This is a genomic window from Vibrio sp. DNB22_10_4 (assembly GCF_052879755.1).
In genome coordinates, this window is the sequence record NZ_JBNNXW010000005.1 from 140,463 (window position 1) to 159,702 (window position 19,240).

16 protein-coding genes are annotated in these 19,240 nt (G+C 45.8%); 6 read left to right on the forward strand and 10 right to left on the reverse strand.

The genetic code is table 11. The features are described 5' to 3' along the window. Nucleotides 1-35: 35 nt before the first annotated feature. The 3 genes from ACVA6Q_RS14545 to ACVA6Q_RS14555 all read right to left on the reverse strand — a co-directional run bounded on the left by ACVA6Q_RS14545 (nucleotide 36) and on the right by ACVA6Q_RS14555 (nucleotide 3,294). A complete protein-coding gene (locus ACVA6Q_RS14545) occupies nucleotides 36-1,484 on the reverse strand; it encodes a coniferyl aldehyde dehydrogenase (RefSeq protein WP_446647984.1) in 1,449 nt (482 codons plus the stop codon). After that, nucleotides 1,485-2,660 (reverse strand): iron-containing alcohol dehydrogenase, encoded by a 1,176-nt coding sequence (locus ACVA6Q_RS14550; RefSeq protein ID WP_446647985.1) that lies wholly within the window; start codon nucleotides 2,658-2,660, stop codon nucleotides 1,485-1,487. Between the two features lie 172 nt (nucleotides 2,661-2,832). Next, nucleotides 2,833-3,294, reverse strand: a complete 462-nt coding sequence (locus ACVA6Q_RS14555) for an Lrp/AsnC family transcriptional regulator (RefSeq protein WP_446647986.1) — start codon at nucleotides 3,292-3,294, stop codon at nucleotides 2,833-2,835. Nucleotides 3,295-3,417: 123 nt separating this feature from the next. Between ACVA6Q_RS14555 and ACVA6Q_RS14560 the strand changes: the two genes are divergently transcribed. Next, nucleotides 3,418-4,485, forward strand: coding sequence for a PLP-dependent cysteine synthase family protein (locus ACVA6Q_RS14560; protein WP_418641627.1), 1,068 nt, complete (start codon nucleotides 3,418-3,420; stop codon nucleotides 4,483-4,485). Nucleotides 4,486-4,556: 71 nt separating this feature from the next. Here ACVA6Q_RS14560 and ACVA6Q_RS14565 read toward each other — a convergent pair whose 3' ends face one another. Beyond that, nucleotides 4,557-5,300: a methyl-accepting chemotaxis protein gene (locus ACVA6Q_RS14565; RefSeq protein WP_446648070.1), complete on the reverse strand. Its 744-nt coding sequence runs from the start codon at nucleotides 5,298-5,300 to the stop codon at nucleotides 4,557-4,559. An 803-nt stretch (nucleotides 5,301-6,103) separates the two neighbouring features. After that, a complete protein-coding gene (locus ACVA6Q_RS14570) occupies nucleotides 6,104-6,442 on the reverse strand; it encodes a Grx4 family monothiol glutaredoxin (protein ID WP_446647987.1) in 339 nt (112 codons plus the stop codon). Nucleotides 6,443-6,741: 299 nt separating this feature from the next. Between ACVA6Q_RS14570 and sodB the strand changes: the two genes are divergently transcribed. The 3 genes from sodB (at nucleotide 6,742) to ACVA6Q_RS14585 (ending at nucleotide 8,845) form a co-directional block, all read left to right on the forward strand. Then, a complete protein-coding gene (gene sodB / locus ACVA6Q_RS14575; RefSeq protein WP_042499104.1) occupies nucleotides 6,742-7,326 on the forward strand; it encodes a superoxide dismutase [Fe] in 585 nt (194 codons plus the stop codon). A 111-nt stretch (nucleotides 7,327-7,437) separates the two neighbouring features. Then, on the forward strand, nucleotides 7,438-7,941 hold the full coding sequence (locus ACVA6Q_RS14580) for a VC2046/SO_2500 family protein (RefSeq protein WP_353498205.1): 504 nt from the start codon (nucleotides 7,438-7,440) through the stop codon (nucleotides 7,939-7,941). Nucleotides 7,942-8,170: 229 nt separating this feature from the next. Next, entirely contained in the window at nucleotides 8,171-8,845 is a 675-nt protein-coding gene (locus ACVA6Q_RS14585; RefSeq protein ID WP_446647988.1) for an SDR family oxidoreductase, read from the forward strand. Nucleotides 8,846-8,969: 124 nt separating this feature from the next. On the opposite strand, the gene adhE is transcribed toward ACVA6Q_RS14585, so the two are convergent. After that, entirely contained in the window at nucleotides 8,970-11,669 is a 2,700-nt protein-coding gene (gene adhE, locus ACVA6Q_RS14590; protein ID WP_446647989.1) for a bifunctional acetaldehyde-CoA/alcohol dehydrogenase, read from the reverse strand. A gap of 657 nt (nucleotides 11,670-12,326) precedes the next feature. Between adhE and ACVA6Q_RS14595 the strand changes: the two genes are divergently transcribed. Both ACVA6Q_RS14595 and ACVA6Q_RS14600 read left to right on the forward strand, forming a co-directional pair. After that, nucleotides 12,327-12,965: a YchE family NAAT transporter gene (locus tag ACVA6Q_RS14595; RefSeq protein ID WP_353498202.1), complete on the forward strand. Its 639-nt coding sequence runs from the start codon at nucleotides 12,327-12,329 to the stop codon at nucleotides 12,963-12,965. 195 nt (nucleotides 12,966-13,160) lie between these two features. Beyond that, nucleotides 13,161-14,015: an ion transporter gene (locus tag ACVA6Q_RS14600; RefSeq protein WP_353498201.1), complete on the forward strand. Its 855-nt coding sequence runs from the start codon at nucleotides 13,161-13,163 to the stop codon at nucleotides 14,013-14,015. A 63-nt stretch (nucleotides 14,016-14,078) separates the two neighbouring features. Here ACVA6Q_RS14600 and asd read toward each other — a convergent pair whose 3' ends face one another. The 4 genes from asd to yejK all read right to left on the reverse strand — a co-directional run bounded on the left by asd (nucleotide 14,079) and on the right by yejK (nucleotide 19,170). Next, complete coding sequence (gene asd / locus ACVA6Q_RS14605; RefSeq protein WP_446647990.1) at nucleotides 14,079-15,197, reverse strand: aspartate-semialdehyde dehydrogenase; 1,119 nt, start codon at nucleotides 15,195-15,197, stop codon at nucleotides 14,079-14,081. 175 nt (nucleotides 15,198-15,372) lie between these two features. After that, on the reverse strand, nucleotides 15,373-16,566 hold the full coding sequence (locus ACVA6Q_RS14610) for a chemotaxis protein (RefSeq protein ID WP_446648071.1): 1,194 nt from the start codon (nucleotides 16,564-16,566) through the stop codon (nucleotides 15,373-15,375). Nucleotides 16,567-16,729: 163 nt separating this feature from the next. Beyond that, nucleotides 16,730-18,082, reverse strand: a complete 1,353-nt coding sequence (locus ACVA6Q_RS14615) for an Hpt domain-containing protein (RefSeq protein ID WP_446647991.1) — start codon at nucleotides 18,080-18,082, stop codon at nucleotides 16,730-16,732. 89 nt (nucleotides 18,083-18,171) lie between these two features. Beyond that, nucleotides 18,172-19,170 (reverse strand): nucleoid-associated protein YejK, encoded by a 999-nt coding sequence (gene yejK, locus ACVA6Q_RS14620; protein ID WP_112462213.1) that lies wholly within the window; start codon nucleotides 19,168-19,170, stop codon nucleotides 18,172-18,174. Between the last annotated feature and the right edge of the window lie 70 nt (nucleotides 19,171-19,240).

Below are 19,240 nucleotides of genomic sequence, written 5' to 3' on the forward strand. Positions count from 1 at the left end.
GATAAGGCGCGTTTTTTAGTTTACCGTGATTCGCGTTACTGTTTCGGATTTGGATATTTACCAAACTTTCGATTAATCAGATAGTTAATCACGCGTCTTGCAAACCCAGAATACGGAGAATACAAAAAGCCTGTCGACGCCCACTTACCTTGCTGCATCACTGGGCGCATTTTTGAAAAGGTCTCAAACCCTTCTTTACCGTGATAATGTCCCATCCCACTTGGTCCTACACCACCGAACGGCAAGTCATGCTGAGCCACATGCATCATCACCTCATTAATGGTCAACGCGCCAGACATGGTGTTTTCCATCACTGCATGTTGCAGCTCTTTGTCATCAGAAAATAGGTACAGTGCCAATGGTCTATCACGCTCTCCAATGAAGTGATAAACATCGTCCATCGACTTGTAAGTGATCACCGGTAATATCGGTCCAAAGATTTCACGCGTCATCACAGCTTCATCGGTGCTTGGTGAAACAACCAGATGAAGAGGAAAACGGCGCGTCTCCGGATCCGGCTCACTCGCTGGGATCAGGTTAATCACCTCCCCCTGCCCCTCTTTTGCAAGCGTTAGAGTTTCCTGTAAACGGTCAAAAGAGACAGTATCAATCACTGCGGTGTAATCAGGATGGTCGATGGTTTTAAAGCGGCTTTTCATCACCGATTTCGCGGCTTTCACTACCTGGTTCAGTTTTTCTTCTGGAACCAACAAATAGTCGGGGGCGACACACGTTTGCCCTGCGTTATAAACTTTCCCCCCTAAAATCCGTTTGATGGCTTTTTTAACATCGTAATCGGGACCAATGATAGTCGGCGATTTACCGCCAAGCTCTAAAGTCACTGGTGTTAGGTTTTCGGCGGCGGCAGCCATTACCTTGCGCCCCGTACCACCAGAGCCGGTAAAAATCAGATGGTCAAAAGGAAGCTTAGCGAACGCTTGTCCGGTACCGCCCGTTTCAGCAATAAAGCAAATCTCATCTTGGGTAAACGCGCTCGAAAAGATTTTGGCTAGCGTTTCGCAAAGGTGCTGGGAATTTTCTGACATTTTGACCATCACACGGTTGCCCGCAGCTAGCGCTGCCGTCATTGGCCCAATCGCTAGAAAGAGTGGGTAATTCCATGGCACTATGATCCCTACGACCCCCAGAGGCTGAGGAACCACTTTGTTTTTTGCCGGCCAGAACCAAATCGAGGTATGACGTTTTTTGTCACGCATCCATTTCTTAAGCTGCTTACGAGAGTCGACGATACCTTCAATGGAGGAAAACAGTTCGAGCAACGCCGTCTCGGTTGACGAGCGGTGACCAAAATCTTTGCCAATCGCCTCACAAATGGCTTCTTGGTTATCTCGCAATACTTTTTCGAGCTTGAGTAAGTTCGCCCTTCTTAGCTCACGACTGATAAACGGCGCTTCTTTAAACGCAGCTTGCTGCTCTTGCAGTCGCGTCATCATTTGCTGTTCATTTAGGGTAACCATACTCATTTATTGTGCTCCTTTAACAAGTAACGCTGCTAATAATTGTTGGCATTGGTGAACGTTCATCTCTTCGGGAACCGGATATTCTCCGAAGGCTTCTTTAATTGCTTGCTGGGCAAGCGCCGGGATGTCCTCTGCTCTTAACTCAGCAATGTGTTTTGGGATGTTCAGTAAATCCAAAAGCTGCTCGACATCCTGTATCAATGCCTGACTGTTGTTATAACCGAGGCTATGCGCCAGCGTTGTCAGCCTCTGGTTATCTCTTTGTGCAATAAACTTGAGAACATGTGGCAGCACCATGGCATTCGCTCTACCATGAGGCACGTGATAAAACGCGCCAAGCTGATGGGCGATGGCATGGACGTAACCGATGTAGGTGCGAGTAAACGCCAAACCCGCTTCAAAACTGGCCACGGCCATTTTCTCTCTTGCTTCGCTGTCTTGACCATTTTGGTACGCCCGAGGCAAGTATTCAAAAATCGCGGTAATCGCGTTTAGCGACAAGGTTTCGGTTTTGGCGTTGGCGTATTGGCTTAGATAGGATTCAATCGCATGCGTGAGTGCGTCGATACCGGTTTCTGCAGTGATTTGCGGCGGAAGACCTAGCATGATCTGTGAATCAAGCACAGCTGCCTTAGGCACTAAAAATGGATCGGTTATGGCGCGTTTGGCCTTGGACTCTATATCACTGACAACCGCAGCAACCGTCCCTTCAGAGCCAGTACCTGAGGTTGTCGGGATGGCAATTAACGGCATAATTGGGCGATGCACTTTCAGTAAGCCAGGAAGCTTTGCGACATCTTTCTTGGTTCTTACACTTGCCGCAATGGCTTTCGCGCAATCAATGGGAGAACCACCACCAAACGCTATAATCCCATCACAGCCAGAATGACGATAACGTTCTGCCCCAGCGCGAACCGTCGCGTAGTCAGGATCGGGCTTTACTTCATCAAACACGGTAAAGGGCATATCGGCGTGCTTTAATGCTTCTAGCATACCATCAAGCAATCCTAGACCACGTAGGACGCTGTCTGTAACGATAAAAGGGTTCGTCACAGAAAGATCACGGCAATAGCTCGCTATATCAAGCACTTTACCATTACCAACTATGCACTGAGGCTCGGGAACAGGCACCATTTTGATAAACGGTTTTTTCACCGAGACCAACATCTGATGCAGCATAAAAACACTCCTTTGTCTTTACCAATCAACCTATATTTGAGCCGCTACTATCAACTGATAGGTGGAACTGTTTATAGGTTATAGAGTGATTACTCAGAGCTGGCAAGGCTGCCGAGTCTAAGTTGAGAACTATTACCAAATCAATATATTGGCAAAGTGACGTATCGGCGAATCAACGTATTGGCAGCGCCGTCGTGTATTTCAATGGCTCCATCGCAAAGGTTGATGTGACATTAGACAATCCATCGATGCTGTTGACCAATTTCTTATAGAACTCATCAAAGCACTTCATGTCTTTTACCAGTACTTTCATCATATAGTCATACTCCCCCGCCATCCGGTAGAACTCCATTACTTCTGGGAACAATGACACCGTTTCGACAAACGCTCGATACCATTCATGAGAGTGATTTGTGGTCTTTATTTGAACGAACGCGGTAAACGACAACCCCAGTTTCTCAGGATCTAGAAGCGCGACGCGTTTATCAATCACACCACTCTCTTCAAGCTTCTTGAGGCGCTTCCAGCACGGCGTTGTCGTGAGGTTTACGGCTTCAGCAAGGTCGTTCAATGACAACGTGCCATCTTGCTGGAGCAGCGACAACAGCTTCTTATCTGTACTATCTATATCCAAAATAGCTCCAATGTAGAAAATTTTTCTACCAATTAGCGAAAACAAAGTAAATATAGCAAAGTTTTTCTCTCAGTTAGTAGGTAAATTATCATCATCGAAATCGTGAAGCAGGAAACCGCCGCCATGTGTACTGACCATCAATGGATTAACAACTCTGTTCGTAAACTTGAAGCTGACTTTCAACGCTCAGCTGACACACACCTAATCAAGCTGGATTTGCCTAGCATTGATGGGATTGATGTTTATCTAAAAGACGAGAGCACACATCCGACGGGCTCACTGAAACACCGTTTAGCACGTTCCCTGTTTCTGTACGCGATTTGTAATGGTTGGATTGGCCCTGAGACAACCGTCATTGAATCTTCTTCTGGCAGTACCGCTGTATCAGAAGCGTACTTTGCGCGTCTACTTGGGCTGCCTTTTATTGCTGTGATGCCAAAGTGCACTGCACGCAAAAAGATCGAACAAATTGAGTTTTACGGTGGTAAAGCACACCTGGTTGATCGTTCAGATCAAATCTATGCTGAGTCACGCCGACTTGCTGAAGAGTTAGACGGTCACTACATGGACCAGTTTACTTATGCTGAGCGTGCGACTGACTGGCGTGGTAACAACAACATTGCTAACTCTATTTTCAGCCAAATGAAGATGGAAGATCATCCGGTACCAAGCTGGATTGTGATGAGCCCAGGTACAGGCGGCACGTCTGCAACCATTGGACGCTTTATCCGCTATCAGCAGCACGACACCAAACTGTGTGTGGTTGATCCTGAGAACTCAGTGTTCCATGACTACTTCAAAACAGGCAATGCCAACATCACTGGCGACTGTGGCAGCAAGATTGAAGGCATTGGTCGTCCACGTGTTGAACCAAGCTTTATCCCTGGTGTAGTAGATGAAATGCGCACCATTCCGGATGCGGCAAGTATTGCAACGATTCATTGGCTAGAGAAAACCTTGGGTCGTAAAGTCGGCGCATCTACTGGTACTAACCTTTATGGCGTACTGCAACTGGCGAGTGAAATGAAAAAGCGTGGTGAGACAGGATCAATTGTGACTCTACTTTGTGACAGTGGCGAGCGCTATCTGGATACTTACTACAACCACGAGTGGATTAATAACAATATTGGCGATCTGCGCCCTTACCTGGATAAGCTCGAGACATTCGAAGCGACCGGTGAGTTGGCTTAACAGCGGTCTTTAACTAAATAAAAACAATCAGTTGGCAGGGAGTGATTCGTCACTCCCTTTTTTTCCATGCGTTATTTATGTTCGTAAGACGCTTTCACTTTATCCTGCGCTAGAGCGATGTAAGAAACTAAATCGCGATACGCAATATCCATTTGCTCCACAATACCCACATCATGACTGCCATCGGCAACCATTCTCAGCCCATCGTGAAGCGCTGTTGCCTTAATATGGAAGTACTCTAATGGGCCACCAACCGATGCCAACTGCTGTGTTTCCTCATGGCCAGCAATCACTTGACCAAAAATCGTGTCGTGTTCACCTAACGTCAGCAGTGATGCATCAAAGTCAGCGCCAATCAGTTTAGAATGCGCAGTCGCCCACATGTTGGTGTATTGCGCGATGGCGCTTGAGGCATAAATGTCCACTGTGGTGGTGTAAATCACATCAACAGTGTCAGAAGAAAGCGACAGAATCGATTGAGTATCGCTTACGATATCAGCGGCTCCCTTAGAGGCATCCGCCACCTGAACCGACACGAGTTCGATATTTTCACCCGCTTTGTTGGTGCTGCTTTCAATTCGCTCGACCAAACCCGAGATCTCGCTGGCAGCTTCATTCGCTCTACCCGCCAATGAACGCACTTCATCTGCAACCACGGCAAATCCACGGCCATGTTCACCCGCACGAGCCGCTTCAATAGCAGCATTAAGCGCAAGCAAGTTAGTTTGTTCAGAGATCTGGTGAATGATGCTAATAAATTGCGTGATATCCCCAGTAAGCACTTGAAGCGCAGCGACGGTTTCTTTGCTCGCCATCGCCGATTGCGACACTTGATCCAAAGATTGATACATCTCTTCCAACTGCTGTTGAGTGCTATCAAACACACCCAGATTGGCCTGCAATTGATCGCTTTGGTTGATCAGTTGATTATTAGCCTGCTCGATATTGGCTGTGGCGCCAACAAGCTGTGAAGTCACACTACTTAAAAACAGTCGCGAGCGCTGTTTTTGCTTCTCTAGCTGGGATTCTAATTTGTGTATCTGCTGCTCTTTGTCAGCTAACTCTTGTTGCAATTGCGCCAGTTGGCAAGCGAAGGCATCTTTCTGTTCGGTTTCAGACTGCAACTGCTGCTGGAGTTGTTGTACTTGTTTTTTTGATGCAAACATAAGACCACTTTTCGGTTCGTGCTTTATTTATCGTTATTGTCTTATAACGGTAGCATTGATGCGGGAAATGAAAATGGCTGGAAGAGTAAGTTGTGATTGGGGGCCGGTGGTATCACCCGAATAGGGTATGGACTTGAGGGGAGTTGGGTGGGTGTTTTCGCTGGTGATGCGGCGGTAGCTGCTAGCAAGTGGTTCTCCCCCTTAATAAGGGGGCGCGTAGCTGGGAGGGGGCTTTTTCCTCAAGCATTTTTAGATTACTAATAAAAACCTAAGAGCACCCCCTATAACTCCCCCTTATTAAGGGGGAGAACTACTGCTCGCTCCTATCGTCGCATTGCAGGCTTATCAGATAAAGCGAGGCGATAGCGAGCCTGTTGTTCCTCCCATTTATAAGGGGAGGCTAGGAGGGGTGCTCTTAAGCTATTCAAAGAATACTTAAAAGCCTAAAGGAATTAAGCGTCCCCTTCCTCAGCATTGCGCGCTGCAGCTTCTTTAATGATCGGCTGAAGTTCACCCTTCTGGAACATTTCCACGATGATATCGCAGCCGCCGATTAGCTCACCTTCAACCCATAGTTGTGGGAACGTTGGCCATTGTGCGTATTTTGGAAGTTCAGCACGGATGTCTGGGTTTTGTAGGATGTCTACATAAGCGAATTTTTCGCCACAACCCATCAATGCCTGAGCCGCTTGAGAAGAGAAACCACAGCTTGGTAGCTTAGGTGAACCTTTCATGTAAAGAAGAATCGTGTTCTCTTCGATTTGCTGCTTAATTTTGTCGATCGTTTCCATTACGTCCTCGAAATACTTGTACTGCGAATGTGTTCACATTCTAGCGAATCGCCGCAGAATAAAAAGCACATTAATAGTGTGGTTATATCTTTGTTACTAGGTTGTGATGTAGTATACCCAAATACCTTGCAAACAAAGGTGATGTAAACAAATCATCACAATTATTTTATCACGGACTCTTTTAATAAAGTAAAAACTTGCTAAAATAGCAAGCAGTCGGTCATCACATGACTCAACAATAAATATACTTGGAAGCAATCAGGGTAAAAACCCTCTAATAATCAATGGAGAAGCGAGCAATGGCATTCGAACTACCAGCACTTCCTTATGCAAAAGATGCTCTAGAACCACACATCTCAGCAGAGACTCTAGATTTCCACCACGGCAAGCACCACAACACTTACGTGGTTAAGCTAAACGGCCTAATTCCTGGTACTGAGTTTGAAGGTAAAACTCTAGAAGAGATCGTGAAAACCTCTTCTGGTGGCGTATTCAACAACGCAGCTCAAATCTGGAACCACACGTTCTACTGGCACTGCCTAGCGCCAAACGCGGGCGGCGAACCAACAGGTGCAGTAGCAGACGCAATCAACGCAGCATTCGGTTCTTTCGAAGAGTTCAAAGCGAAGTTCACTGATTCAGCAATCAACAACTTCGGTTCTTCTTGGACTTGGCTAGTGAAAAAAGCTGACGGTTCTCTAGACATCGTCAACACGTCTAACGCAGCGACTCCACTAACAGAAGAAGGCGTAACTCCACTACTAACAGTAGACCTATGGGAACACGCTTACTACATCGATTACCGTAACGTTCGTCCAGACTACATGAATGGTTTCTGGGCACTCGTTAACTGGGCATTCGTAGAAGAAAACCTAGCTAAGTAATCAGTTCTTCCTAAGTTTCTTTTAAAGACCTGTCTCGACAGGTCTTTTTTTATTTCTAGGCTAAAGCTCCCTCCCCTCTTGCCGATAAAGTCATTGTAACGAGAGGGCTTTATGCAAATTCATCACTTAGACAAAGCAAATTTAATTAACGAACTGCAATGTGGTACGTCGCTGAATCGCGCCGTAGAACAAGGCAGACGTGCCGACTTTGCTCTAATGCTCTCTATGTTCTCTCAAGACTCGCGTGAGACGGCAGTCACCGAGGATGTCGATACCAACGTCACCGATGAAGCAATATTAAGAAAACGCTTTGACGTACCCACAGCTCAGAAACTGCAAGGTGAGCTTGATGACTACGCAGTGTCCGCCTCTATTGCCAAACAATTTCATGATGGTGGCCTCTCTAGTGCGAAGCTTCAGCACTACAGCACCCCAGAGCCTTTGAACTACAGCCCAACCGATACCCACGGTCTTGCGGAAGAGGTCTATCACAACCTATCGGGTCATACGCGCCGCCAACTCGGTCAAAAATCTTTACCAAAGCCAACGGTGGATGTGCTTTATAACCAATTGACGACAGCTAACCGAAAAGACGCCCTATCTATTCAACTCTAGTCCCTCTCTCTACAAAGCCATCTCTTTAAACCATACTTTTTAAGTGGTTTCTAATGTAACGCTGGCCACTCTTTCTGTGCAGAGTGTGATTCAATGCAAAGTTACCAATCCTTTCCGATTTCTATACACAAAAACTTGAAGTTATTCACATTTGAATCACAGTTTTTCTACCAAGTTATTACCTAGGGAATGGCATACGTAATCTGTAGCCTACTTTTTGGGGATAAACATGATCATTAAAAATTCAGTCGTGTTAGTGACATCTGCTGGTACCAGTTTAGGTGCGATGATGGCTCTGCATTTCGCTAGGCTCGGTGCCTATGTGGTTTTGTGCGATGTCGATGAAGGCAATTTGACCTCAGCCTACCGACGCTGTTTAGAAGTCACTGAGCACGTAGAAAAGGCGCACGTGAGCGATTTATCGCTTCAAACCATCGAGACCCTGTTTTCTTCTATCGAATCCAAACTAGGCCGAGCCCCGAACGTTCTAGTTAACCATTGGACTTCCCTACCGAAACAGACCCTGACCGGTGGACACTCTGGCGGTAAATTCATTACTCAGTTTTCCTTGCTGGCATCGAACCTATTCTTGTTTGGCCAAGTCGCCGCAGAGCGAATGTCACAAAGCCAATCAGGCGTGATTGTCAATGTGGTCGCCCAGGAGCCCGATCAGTATTACAGTGATTTAGACAATACCACATCGATGGTGACTGGATTTACTAAGAGCTGGGCGAAAGAGCTGAAGCAGCACAACATTCGAGTGGGTGGTGTGATACCTGTAAGTAGCCATAGCCATCATGCCAATGGCAACTGGTCTCAGATCCAAGATGAATTGACACGGACTACAGAATACATAGTCAGCAACGACTACTTTAGCGGACGTGTAGTGAGTGCAGAAACTTAGATAAACCAACGCAAATAATACGGCTGTACTCCTACTCTCCTTAAACGTAAAAAGCCCCTTCATTTCTGAAGGGGCTTTGTCATTTTTCCCGTAAATTTCGTGCTAGCGAAAATCTACTACTGAATTAAGCTTCAGCTTTCTCTTTTTTAGCTTTAGCAGCTGGCTTCGCTTCTTGGTCTGCTTTCTTCTTGATAACAGTTGTACCTTCGAAAGTTTCGCCTTCAACGAATGCGTTACCGTAGTAAGCCGCTTTCAGAACTTCTTTAAGCTCAGAGATTAGTGGGTAACGTGGGTTCGCACCAGTACATTGGTCATCGAACGCTTCAACCGCTAGCTCATCAAGCTTAGCTAGGAAGTCAGACTCAGCAACACCTGCAGCTTGGATAGAAGTTGGGATGTCTAGGTCTTTCTTAAGCTCTTCCAACCATGCTAGTAGACGTTCAATCTTCTGAGCAGTACGGTCACCAGCTTGGCTTAGGCCTAGGTGGTCAGCTACTTCAGCGTAACGACGACGTGCTTGTGGACGGTCGTATTGAGAGAACGCAGTTTGCTTAGTTGGGTTGTCGTTCGCGTTGTAACGAACAACGTTAGAGATTAGTAGTGCGTTCGCCAAACCGTGTGGTAGGTGGAACTCAGCACCAATCTTGTGAGCCATTGAGTGACAAACACCTAGGAATGCGTTCGCAAATGCTACACCAGCGATAGTTGCCGCGTTGTGTACTTTTTCACGAGCGATTGGGTCGTTTGCACCGTTCGCGTAGCTTGAAGGTAGGTACTCTTTAAGCATCTTAAGTGCTTGCAGAGCCTGACCGTCAGAGTATTCGTTCGCTAGAACTGATACGTAAGCTTCTAGAGCGTGAGTTACTGCATCGTAACCACCGAATGCTGTTAGAGACTTAGGCATGTTCATAACAAGGTTCGCGTCAACGATAGCCATGTTAGGAGTTAGTTCGTAGTCAGCTAGTGGGTACTTAGCACCAGTCTCGTCGTCTGTAACAACTGCGAATGGCGTAACTTCAGAACCAGTACCAGATGTTGTAGTGATACATACAAGCTCAGCTTTTTGACCCATTTTAGGGAACTTGTAGATACGTTTACGGATGTCCATAAAGCGCATTGCAAGCTCTTCGAAGTGAGTTTCTGGGTGCTCGTACATTACCCACATGATCTTAGCAGCATCCATCGGAGAACCACCACCTAGAGCGATGATTACGTCTGGTTGGAAGCTTTGCATTGCTTCTGCACCTTTCTTAACTACAGATAGCGTTGGATCCGCTTCTACGTCGAAGAAAGTTTGAACTTCCATGCCTTGAGCTTTAAGCAGCTTCACTACTTCATCACTGTAGCCGTTGTTGAATAGGAAACGGTCAGTTACTAGGAATACGCGCTTCTTACCTTCTAGGTCGCTCATTGCGATTGGAAGGCTACCACGACGGAAGTAGATAGACTTAGGTAGTTTGTGCCACAACATGTTTTCAGCTCGCTTCGCTACAGTTTTCTTGTTGATTAGGTGCTTAGGACCTACGTTCTCAGAGATAGAGTTACCACCCCAAGAACCACAACCTAGAGTTAGAGAAGGCGCTACGTTGAAGTTGTAAAGGTCACCGATACCACCGTGAGTAGTTGGGATGTTTACAAGGATACGTGCAGTCTTCATCTTGTCACCGAAGTAACGGATGCGGTCAGCGTTTACATCTTGGTTAGTGTACAGACCAGATGTGTGACCGATACCACCGATTTCAACCATAGTTACCGCTTGAGCAACTGCGTCTTCGAAGTCGTCAGCGCGGAATAGACCTAGAGTTGGAGATAGTTTCTCGTGAGCAAATGCGTCGTCGTAAGAAACTTTACCTAGACCTTCACCAACTAGAACTTTAGTGTCAGCTGGAACTTTAACGCCTGCCATCTCAGCGATTGCTGGAGCTGGTTGACCTACGATCTTAGCGTTTAGGTTGCCGTCGATTAGAAGAACTTTACGTACTTTCTCAGCTTCAGCTTTGTTTAGAACGTATGCTTTGTGTGAAGCGAAACGCTCTTTAACTTCGTCGTATACAGAGTCAACAACGATTGCAGCCTGCTCAGAAGCACAAACTACGCCGTTATCGAACGTTTTAGACATAAGGATAGAAGCCACTGCACGTTTGATGTCAGCAGTTTCATCGATAACTACAGGAACGTTACCTGCACCTACACCGATTGCTGGCTTACCAGAAGAGTATGCTGCTTTAACCATGCCTGGACCACCAGTTGCAAGGATAAGAGCGATGTCGTCGTGCTTCATAAGAGCGTTAGAAAGCTCTACAGATGGTTGGTCGATCCAACCGATAATGTCTTTTGGAGCACCTGCTGCTACTGCTGCGTCTAGTACTAGTTTCGCTGCGTCGTTAGTAGAGTTTTTCGCACGTGGGTGTGGCGAGAAGATGATACCGTTACGAGTCTTCAAAGAGATTAGAGATTTGAAGATTGCAGTAGAAGTTGGGTTAGTTGTTGGTACGATACCGCAGATGATGCCTACAGGCTCAGCGATAGTCATAGTGCCTAGGTTGTCGTCTTCTTCAAGAATGCCACACGTCTTTTCATCTTTGTATTTGTTGTAGATGAACTCAGACGCGAAGTGGTTCTTGATAACTTTGTCTTCAACGATACCCATACCAGACTCTTCAACTGCTTGCTGTGCAAGAGGAATACGAGCTTGGTTAGCTGCTAGAGAAGCTGCACGGAAAATTTTGTCTACTTGCTCTTGAGAGTAAGTTGCAAATTCCGCTTGCGCCGCTTTAACGCGTGCAACCATTGCATCTAGTTCAGCCATATTTGTTACAGGCATAATGAATCTCCTAAAATAAAAAAACTAAAAACTTTTTAGTAAGTTAGCTACTTCTGCTAATGAATCTCTTAACTAAAGAACAACTCTACTTAGTAAACTGCTTTCAGAGCTGAGTATAATCTTTCACGCTTTGAAAAAAATTGACTCAGATCAGTTCTGAAAAGTAATTTACCTACATAGTAGTAACCCCAAAGGGTTGCGCGACGTAAGATATTGTTTTTTAAGGTGTTACCCGGGTAAAATACCAAGAACAAAAAAACACCGATCAGTATTTTTTTTTCATAACCCTAGCAAATTGTGTAAAAAAGTTTCACTTTCGTACCAGAAAAACAAGTAAAACGTCGCCATCGTGCTACTAAGTATATGTAGATGACATTAGTTTCTTTCAACCCATGATGCAAAAATAATCAAAACTAGACAAACGCAACACTTTGGCAACAAAAAGGTATGTTACCTCAGTTGTGGCACGAACTTTTCCTTCATATTCCATTCATATTTTCACATCACTCCGAAGGGCTGATTCATTGGTGTTATACGTTAAAAATAGTCATCAAGTTTTAGTCGATTCTCTGCCCACAATGTCGTACATTAGCCGCACTTTTTACCCGGGCATAGATGCCTTGCATTGTGTCCCTCTTCTATCATCGAGATTCGTCTATGAGTAGCATCGAATTTGCAATCTATTTGCAGTTTTTCTTAGGTTTGGTCGCTGCGGTAAACCCTGTTGGGATCATGCCAATTTTTGTGTCTTTAACCAGCCACATGTCTCCAGAAGACAAGAACAAAACGGCTGCGACGGCCAATATTGCCGTTGCCGTTATTCTGATCACCTCGTTACTGGCAGGTCAGATACTTTTGGATATGTTCAGTATTTCTCTCGATTCGTTCCGTGTTGCGGGCGGCTTGCTACTTCTCAGCATCGCTTTTTCGATGATGTCGGGTAAGCTCGGTGAAGATAAACAGAATAAACAAGAAAAGTCGGAGTACGTCAGTAAAGAGCAGATTGGTGTTGTGCCCCTAGCCATGCCTTTGATGGCGGGTCCTGGTGCAATCAGTTCGACCATTGTTTATGGTGCTCGGTATCCAGACATGGTGGAAACGGTTGGCATCATTATCAGTATCATCGTCTTTGCTCTTTGCTCATGGTTACTGTATCGCTCGGCTCCGCTCATTGTTCGCTTCTTGGGACAAACAGGTATCAACGTGATCACGCGTATCATGGGTCTGATCCTCGGTGCGCTGGGCATTGAATTTATGGCCAACGGGCTAAAAGCTCTTTTCCCTGGCCTCGCTTAACCTACCCTTCAATTTCATCACTTGTTTAAACTCTTCAAGCATTCTTTTCCAAGGATGCTTGATTTGCCTCTCTACACCGTATGGCTACATCTGACATACCGACAGAGCACCAGACGTAGCACTAGCATAGCAAAACTGCCCCTTCGCGCTACTTGGGTATATACTAGCCATATTGAAGGCTTATAGACTCTTGCTATGGAAAACAACCGCTTAAAGCACAAGCTTTACATCATTATCTTTGGTCATCACACCCGTGCGGGTCGAATTTTTGATATTGCCCTTATCATTGCCATTCTGATTTCGCTAACGGTGTTAGTGCTGCACTCTATCGAAGGGTTAGCTACAGAGTGGGATCAGACCTTTGTGATGCTTGAATATTTCTTCACCGCGATATTTACCGTTGAGTATTTATTGCGCTTATATTGCTCACCAAAACCTAAGGCCTACGCCACCAGCTTCTATGGTGTAGTCGACTTACTATCGATTCTCCCAACCTACTTGGCACTGCTTTTCCCATCGGCCACCTTTATGGGGGTGATACGTCTACTTCGTGTCATGCGAATATTCCGTATCCTCAAGTTGGTTCGCTACCTGCAAGACTCCAATATTCTGCTGCGTTCACTGTTAATGTCACGCCGTAAGATCCTCGTTTTCTTCAGTACCGTCGCGATATTGGTGACAATATTTGGTGCTTTGATCTTTGTCATAGAAGGACCTGAGAACGGATTTACCAGCATTCCACAAAGTATCTATTGGGCGATTGTGACCATTACGACTGTTGGCTATGGAGACTTGGTGCCAAGCACACCACTTGGCAAAGGGCTGGCTTCACTGACTATGCTGCTTGGTTACTCCATTCTGGCCGTTCCTACCGGGATAATTACCGCAGAGCTCAACCAGGAAATGAAAACTCACCGAAACTTAGTGAAATGCCCAAACTGCTCGAAATCCGGCCATGAGAGTGATGCGCTGCACTGCAAGCACTGTGGGAGTGAGTTAGCAACACCAGAAAAGAGAGTGGTTGAAGTAGACTCCGAAGATTTAAAATAGCAGACACTAAAAAGCCCTCAGAAGAGGGCTTTTGCAAACTTAGGTTCAACCAAGCTATGACGCTTAACCGGCCTTCTCAGCCAAGATAATGCGCAGTGTACGACGTAACGGCTCTGCCGCGCCCCACAATAGTTGGTCACCCACAGTGAATGCGTTTAGGAAGTCGTTACCCATTGCCATTTTTCTTAGGCGGCCAACAGGGATAGACATCGTACCCGTCACTTTCGCAGGTGTAAGCTCTTGTGCAGTGATGTCGCGATCGTTTGGAATCACTTTCACCCAATCGTTGTGCGTAGCGATGATTTCTTCAATCTCATCCATTGGTACGTCTTGCTTAAGCTTGATAGTAAGCGCCTGTGCGTGACAACGCATTGCACCAATACGCACACATGTGCCATCAATTGGAACTGGGCTGTCTTGCAAGCCTAGGATCTTGTTCGCTTCAACTCCGGCTTTCCACTCTTCTTTACTTTGGCCGTTTTCACGCTTCACATCGATCCATGGGATCAACGAGCCTGCTAGTGGCACACCGAACTGATCCGTTGGGAACGAAGAAGAGCGGATAGTCTCAGCCACTTTACGGTCAATATCAAGAATAGAGCTTGCAGGATTGGCGAGTTCAGAAGTCACACAGTCATTTACTACACCCATTTGAGAGATAAGCTCACGCATGTTCTTAGCACCTGCGCCAGAGGCCGCTTGGTAAGTCATCGCGCTCATCCACTCAACCATGCCTTTCTCATAAAGACCGCCAAGACCAAGAAGCATCAAGCTAACCGTACAGTTACCGCCAACAAAGGTGTTGGTACCTTTAATAAGGCCATCTTGGATTTGACCAAGGTTTACTGGATCTAGGGTAATAATTGAATCTTTGTCCATACGGAGAGTAGAAGCAGCATCAATCCAGTACCCTTTCCAACCAGCTTGACGAAGCGCTGGGTAAACTTTCTCAGTGTAGCTACCACCCTGACAGGTAATCACAGCGTCCAGTTGTTTTAGGCTTTCAATATCAAAAGCGTCTTGCAGAAGACCCGCATCTTTACCAAAGTTTGGTGCAGGGATGCCAATTTGAGATGTGCTATAGAATACGGGCTCGATGACATCAAAGTCTTTTTCTTCGACCATGCGCTGCATTAGTACCGAACCCACCATGCCACGCCAACCGACTAAACCTACTCTCATTGAATTACTCTCCGTGTGAATTGAAATAAAGGCTCCCCCATCTATAAAATTTTCCGAGCCATAACACAAGAGCTAATTCACAAATTAAAGCAACTTTTTTCACAAACCCAACCAGTTAGTACTCCATAACCGTTCAATAAATAGTAAAAAGGCTCCTTTCGGAGCCCTTTTAATGCTAGCTTGTGATTTTGGTTTCTTTTCTCAACTGAGCCCTTTTACCTAGAGCATAGCCAAGCCCTAAAGGAGCAAAGAAGATCACTAAAATAAACAGAATAAAATAGACAATGGTGCTCTTAATCAACTGAATGAGCTTTTCTACTGCAAGAGTTAAGACATCTTGAGATATTTTGTCGAGATCTTGAGCAAACAACTCTCGCTCGCTGTTTACGATGACCGCAATTTCTTTACGCTCACGCTCAATCATCTTGATAAGCTCTTCACGTTCACGCGCCACCATGTCATCCAGAGCTTGTCGCTCTGCACTGAGCTGTGTGAGCTTATCTTGGGTCTTAACGTCTAAATCGTTGAGTAGCGGCTGAAGCTCAATCGCCATTTTTTGAGCTAAATCGCGCATGTATTCAGGGTTATTTTCAACAAAGTCTTTAAACGCATCGGCACTGATTTGGAAGCTCTTAATCGCGCCGCGAATATCATCACCACTGACATTGCTATTGAGTGCAATAAGCCGGGCTTTCCAAGTCATCAATTTCGGTGTTTGCTCCGACATCAAAGATAACCTATCAGACACATCGGAAAGCGCCTCTGGCATGGTACCGAGAGTTGTCGTCACTTCACTTTCATCAATACCCTCGGCTTTTAACCACTCGCGATAAGCCGGCACACGAGCAAAGCTCAAGTTTTCAAACGGATGCAGCGCCGCAAATTGATCAACAAAGACCTTGGTTGAGCCATAGTTATCTGACTTAAATAGAGCCTTTGCCAACTGTTCGATTTCTTGACTCAACTTAGTCGCCGTTTGTGCAGCCTCTTCAGTGACAAACAGTGTTTTGCCGTTACCTTTCGTGAAAAACTGCTCCATCTGCACCGTGAATACCCAAGTATCAATTAGGCCAGCGGTAGGAGACACTTGATAGGCTGACTGCCCTAACCCTTCTTCAGCATGAATCTTCCATAGTAAAATATGAGATTGATTCACAATGTCAGTTTCATCGTACTTGGCGGCTAAAGAATCGGATGTCGCTTCAACTTGAGTGAAGAACTCACGACTAAACTCGCGCGTCATTAAGCGCATATTGAGTTCTTGTTTCGTCAGTGGCGTAGTTTGGCTATCGAGCTGAACTTCTAGCAATGAACAGCCAGAAATTAGAGAAATAAACAGCATTAGAAGTGCGCAGCGCAAGCGGTGCATTGGTTTCATCGTAAGCCTCAACGTTGAAAAGTAGCGATTGTCTAGTCACTTCACCTGTATGGTGAAGTCACTTAGCCATATATTATCGCCACTATAAATCACCCAGGTAAAATTCACGTTAACTATTGATATTTATAGTCTAAATTTCGCGATTTACTAGACGTTATTGTTGACTTTGGTTGGAGATGTAGTCTTCAGCCGACACAATCGCTTGTTTAAGACGCAGCTCTAGTTTCTCTATCGCCTCAGAGTCTATGGATTGGGTTTGCTTTAGTTGCAGCTCAGCGGTGATTGCGGTTTGACGGAGCTGCTCTGCGAAGATGCTGCCAGAGACCCCTTTTAGGGTATGTGCGACGCGGGTCGCTTGGTCAATATCGCTATCAGCAAGACTGCGTAGTTTGTCTGCATCTTGACTGTGCTCGGAAACAAAAACGCTTAGCAGTAGCAGCATCGACTCTTTGTCTCCATCCAAGGTATTGAGCATTTCAGAAAACTGGATCGGCGCGCCCTCTTCAGCCGCCTCTGATGGTGCGGAGATACCCTCGTCACGAACGACTTCTAGCTCTATTCGTTCTGTTTCATTCACCGGCTCTATCTTTGAAAAAGACGGCGTCACGTCATGCGGTTGTGTGACTTCTTCGGCTTGTCCCTTTGATGTTTCATTCGCGCTATTTGCCCGTGCATATTGTGGCTCGCGAGTCACCGAAACAGGCTCATAGCCATCCAAGTCATCACGGCCATTTGCCAGCAGTGGTTCAGACTGTTTTTTGAAACTGCACAGCAATAAACAAACAATCGCCACAAGGCTGACCAATACGACGATCAGTACTTGTTCATTCACTATGCGCTCAGATTGCAGTTCGCGCAGCGATAGCTCTGTCATAACAGGGTGGTTAACCACACGCTCGACCAGAAACTCAGTATTCGCCGCTTGTGACAACAGCACCGATGCTTGAGAGTTAAGCTCCAAAACGTGTACGCGGTCACCACCAGAAAGCCCATAAGCTTCGCGCTGAATGTCTTCAAGCTTCAAATACACCTGACGCGGTTCAACCGTGTCATTGAATAAGGTATCCAGCACCACCGCAGAGAGTCGGTCACTAAGCGAAATCGCCGCTTGGCTTAACCGTGTTGGTTTGGCATTAATGCTGGCAACAAAAGTATCCATACGCGCTTCATCTTGCGCTAGGAGCTGAGCCTGCTCTACAAATCGTTCGAGTAGATAGACGGTATGAGAAACATCCGAGAGCAAATCCGATTGAGTCAATGATTTGAGCTGCACGGTTTGGGCATGTATAAGCTGTATTTCAAGCTCGAGTTGCTCAGAGAAACGTGAGCGATAAGGCTGGGCTAAGAAAAGGGTTTGCCTTAGCTTGTCGATGCTAAACGAGATCTCGTCAATGAGATGGGTAATCTTCTCTTCTTGCGACGAAATATACACTACTGTAGTCACGGCAATAGACCATAGCAGCACGATGGTTACGGCAAAGCCATTAAGACGTTTTAATACATTCAACCGTCGTTCCCTCTCAACAACAATAAGGCTTATCCCTGGCCTTTCTTGACCCTGCAAAAAAGCGCTACAAAGTAGCGCTTTTTATCTGCTTAACGATTTCGAGTCAGTTGATCTCTTAGGTTTGGCGGTGTGCCTTTGATAGTAAGAGTATCGGTATCTGGATCGTAAAACACGCGCTCACCTAGAAGCAGGCTATCAAAACTAAGATTCAATCCGCCACCCGCACCAACAAACTTTGTGAGCTTGCGTACAGTCGAGCGATCAGCTGGAAAACTCTCTTCCAATTCATAGCCTTGTTCTTGAGTGTAATCTAAAAAGCTCGAACCTTCATTGCTTGGAAGCTCACCAGATAACTCTTTGATTTGCACTTCGTCGCCTGTTTTTAGCTGATCATTACAGTAATCGTAGACCTGCTTTTTGTAGTTGACGGTTTCATCTTTATCAAGCTGAGCGTCGGCACAGTAATCTTCTACCGCTTGCATCAACAAAGAGTTCTGCTGCTTAGTATCAAGCCCCACTTCGGCTTGCAAAAAGTCTAGGAAGAAGTCCGCCACTTTGCGTCCAACGCGGCCTTTGATATAAGTGAGGTAACGATTTGAGCCTTTATCCAAATCGTAGCTGGTTAAATCGATGCGTGCCGCAATATCCATTTTCGCGATATCAAGGTAGTCGATTGAACCGATGTTCAAGCCTTCTGTCACTTGTAAGCTGTTGTATGATGGCAGCAAACCGATAAACAAGTAATCCGTTGCTAACGATTGATACTGAGCCATAACCAGTGTGCCCGCTTCGGCAAATGGGTATTTTGCAAGCTCGGTCTTAAGGCGCTCGGCACTTTGTTGAGAGAAGCTGTAAAAGTCTTTCTCACCCTTGAGTAGCTCACTTAGCCAAATCTGAAAATCACTCTCGCTGGTAAAGGAACCAAATCCTTTTCCTGCTTTCGAATTAAATACACGATGCAGTTCAGCCACTAAGGTTTCGGTTGAATTGTCGTTGTGCAGCATCTCTTCGCGATACTGAACGACAAGCTCTTCCTGCTCATTTATCGCTAACTGGTGTAAAATAACGTTAGATAGGTTCAAACTCATTGTGAATTTATCATGGTTGCTGTTTCGTTTGTGATGCAGAGTAGGGTATCATAAGCCGCTTTCATTATCA

What these genes read in the sequence shown, in the direction of transcription:
- ACVA6Q_RS14545 (WP_446647984.1), bottom strand. Translation starts at nt 1,484, where the DNA reads ATGAGTATGGTTACCCTAAATGAACAGCAAATGATGACGCGACTGCAA.
- ACVA6Q_RS14550 (WP_446647985.1), bottom strand. Translation starts at nt 2,660, where the DNA reads ATGCTGCATCAGATGTTGGTCTCGGTGAAAAAACCGTTTATCAAAATG.
- ACVA6Q_RS14560 (WP_418641627.1), top strand. Translation starts at nt 3,418, where the DNA reads ATGTGTACTGACCATCAATGGATTAACAACTCTGTTCGTAAACTTGAA.
- ACVA6Q_RS14565 (WP_446648070.1), bottom strand. Translation starts at nt 5,300, where the DNA reads ATGGCGAGCAAAGAAACCGTCGCTGCGCTTCAAGTGCTTACTGGGGAT.
- ACVA6Q_RS14570 (WP_446647987.1), bottom strand. Translation starts at nt 6,442, where the DNA reads ATGGAAACGATCGACAAAATTAAGCAGCAAATCGAAGAGAACACGATT.
- sodB (WP_042499104.1), top strand. Translation starts at nt 6,742, where the DNA reads ATGGCATTCGAACTACCAGCACTTCCTTATGCAAAAGATGCTCTAGAA.
- ACVA6Q_RS14580 (WP_353498205.1), top strand. Translation starts at nt 7,438, where the DNA reads ATGCAAATTCATCACTTAGACAAAGCAAATTTAATTAACGAACTGCAA.
- ACVA6Q_RS14585 (WP_446647988.1), top strand. Translation starts at nt 8,171, where the DNA reads ATGATCATTAAAAATTCAGTCGTGTTAGTGACATCTGCTGGTACCAGT.
- adhE (WP_446647989.1), bottom strand. Translation starts at nt 11,669, where the DNA reads ATGCCTGTAACAAATATGGCTGAACTAGATGCAATGGTTGCACGCGTT.
- ACVA6Q_RS14595 (WP_353498202.1), top strand. Translation starts at nt 12,327, where the DNA reads ATGAGTAGCATCGAATTTGCAATCTATTTGCAGTTTTTCTTAGGTTTG.
- ACVA6Q_RS14600 (WP_353498201.1), top strand. Translation starts at nt 13,161, where the DNA reads ATGGAAAACAACCGCTTAAAGCACAAGCTTTACATCATTATCTTTGGT.
- asd (WP_446647990.1), bottom strand. Translation starts at nt 15,197, where the DNA reads ATGAGAGTAGGTTTAGTCGGTTGGCGTGGCATGGTGGGTTCGGTACTA.
- ACVA6Q_RS14610 (WP_446648071.1), bottom strand. Translation starts at nt 16,566, where the DNA reads ATGCACCGCTTGCGCTGCGCACTTCTAATGCTGTTTATTTCTCTAATT.
- yejK (WP_112462213.1), bottom strand. Translation starts at nt 19,170, where the DNA reads ATGAGTTTGAACCTATCTAACGTTATTTTACACCAGTTAGCGATAAAT.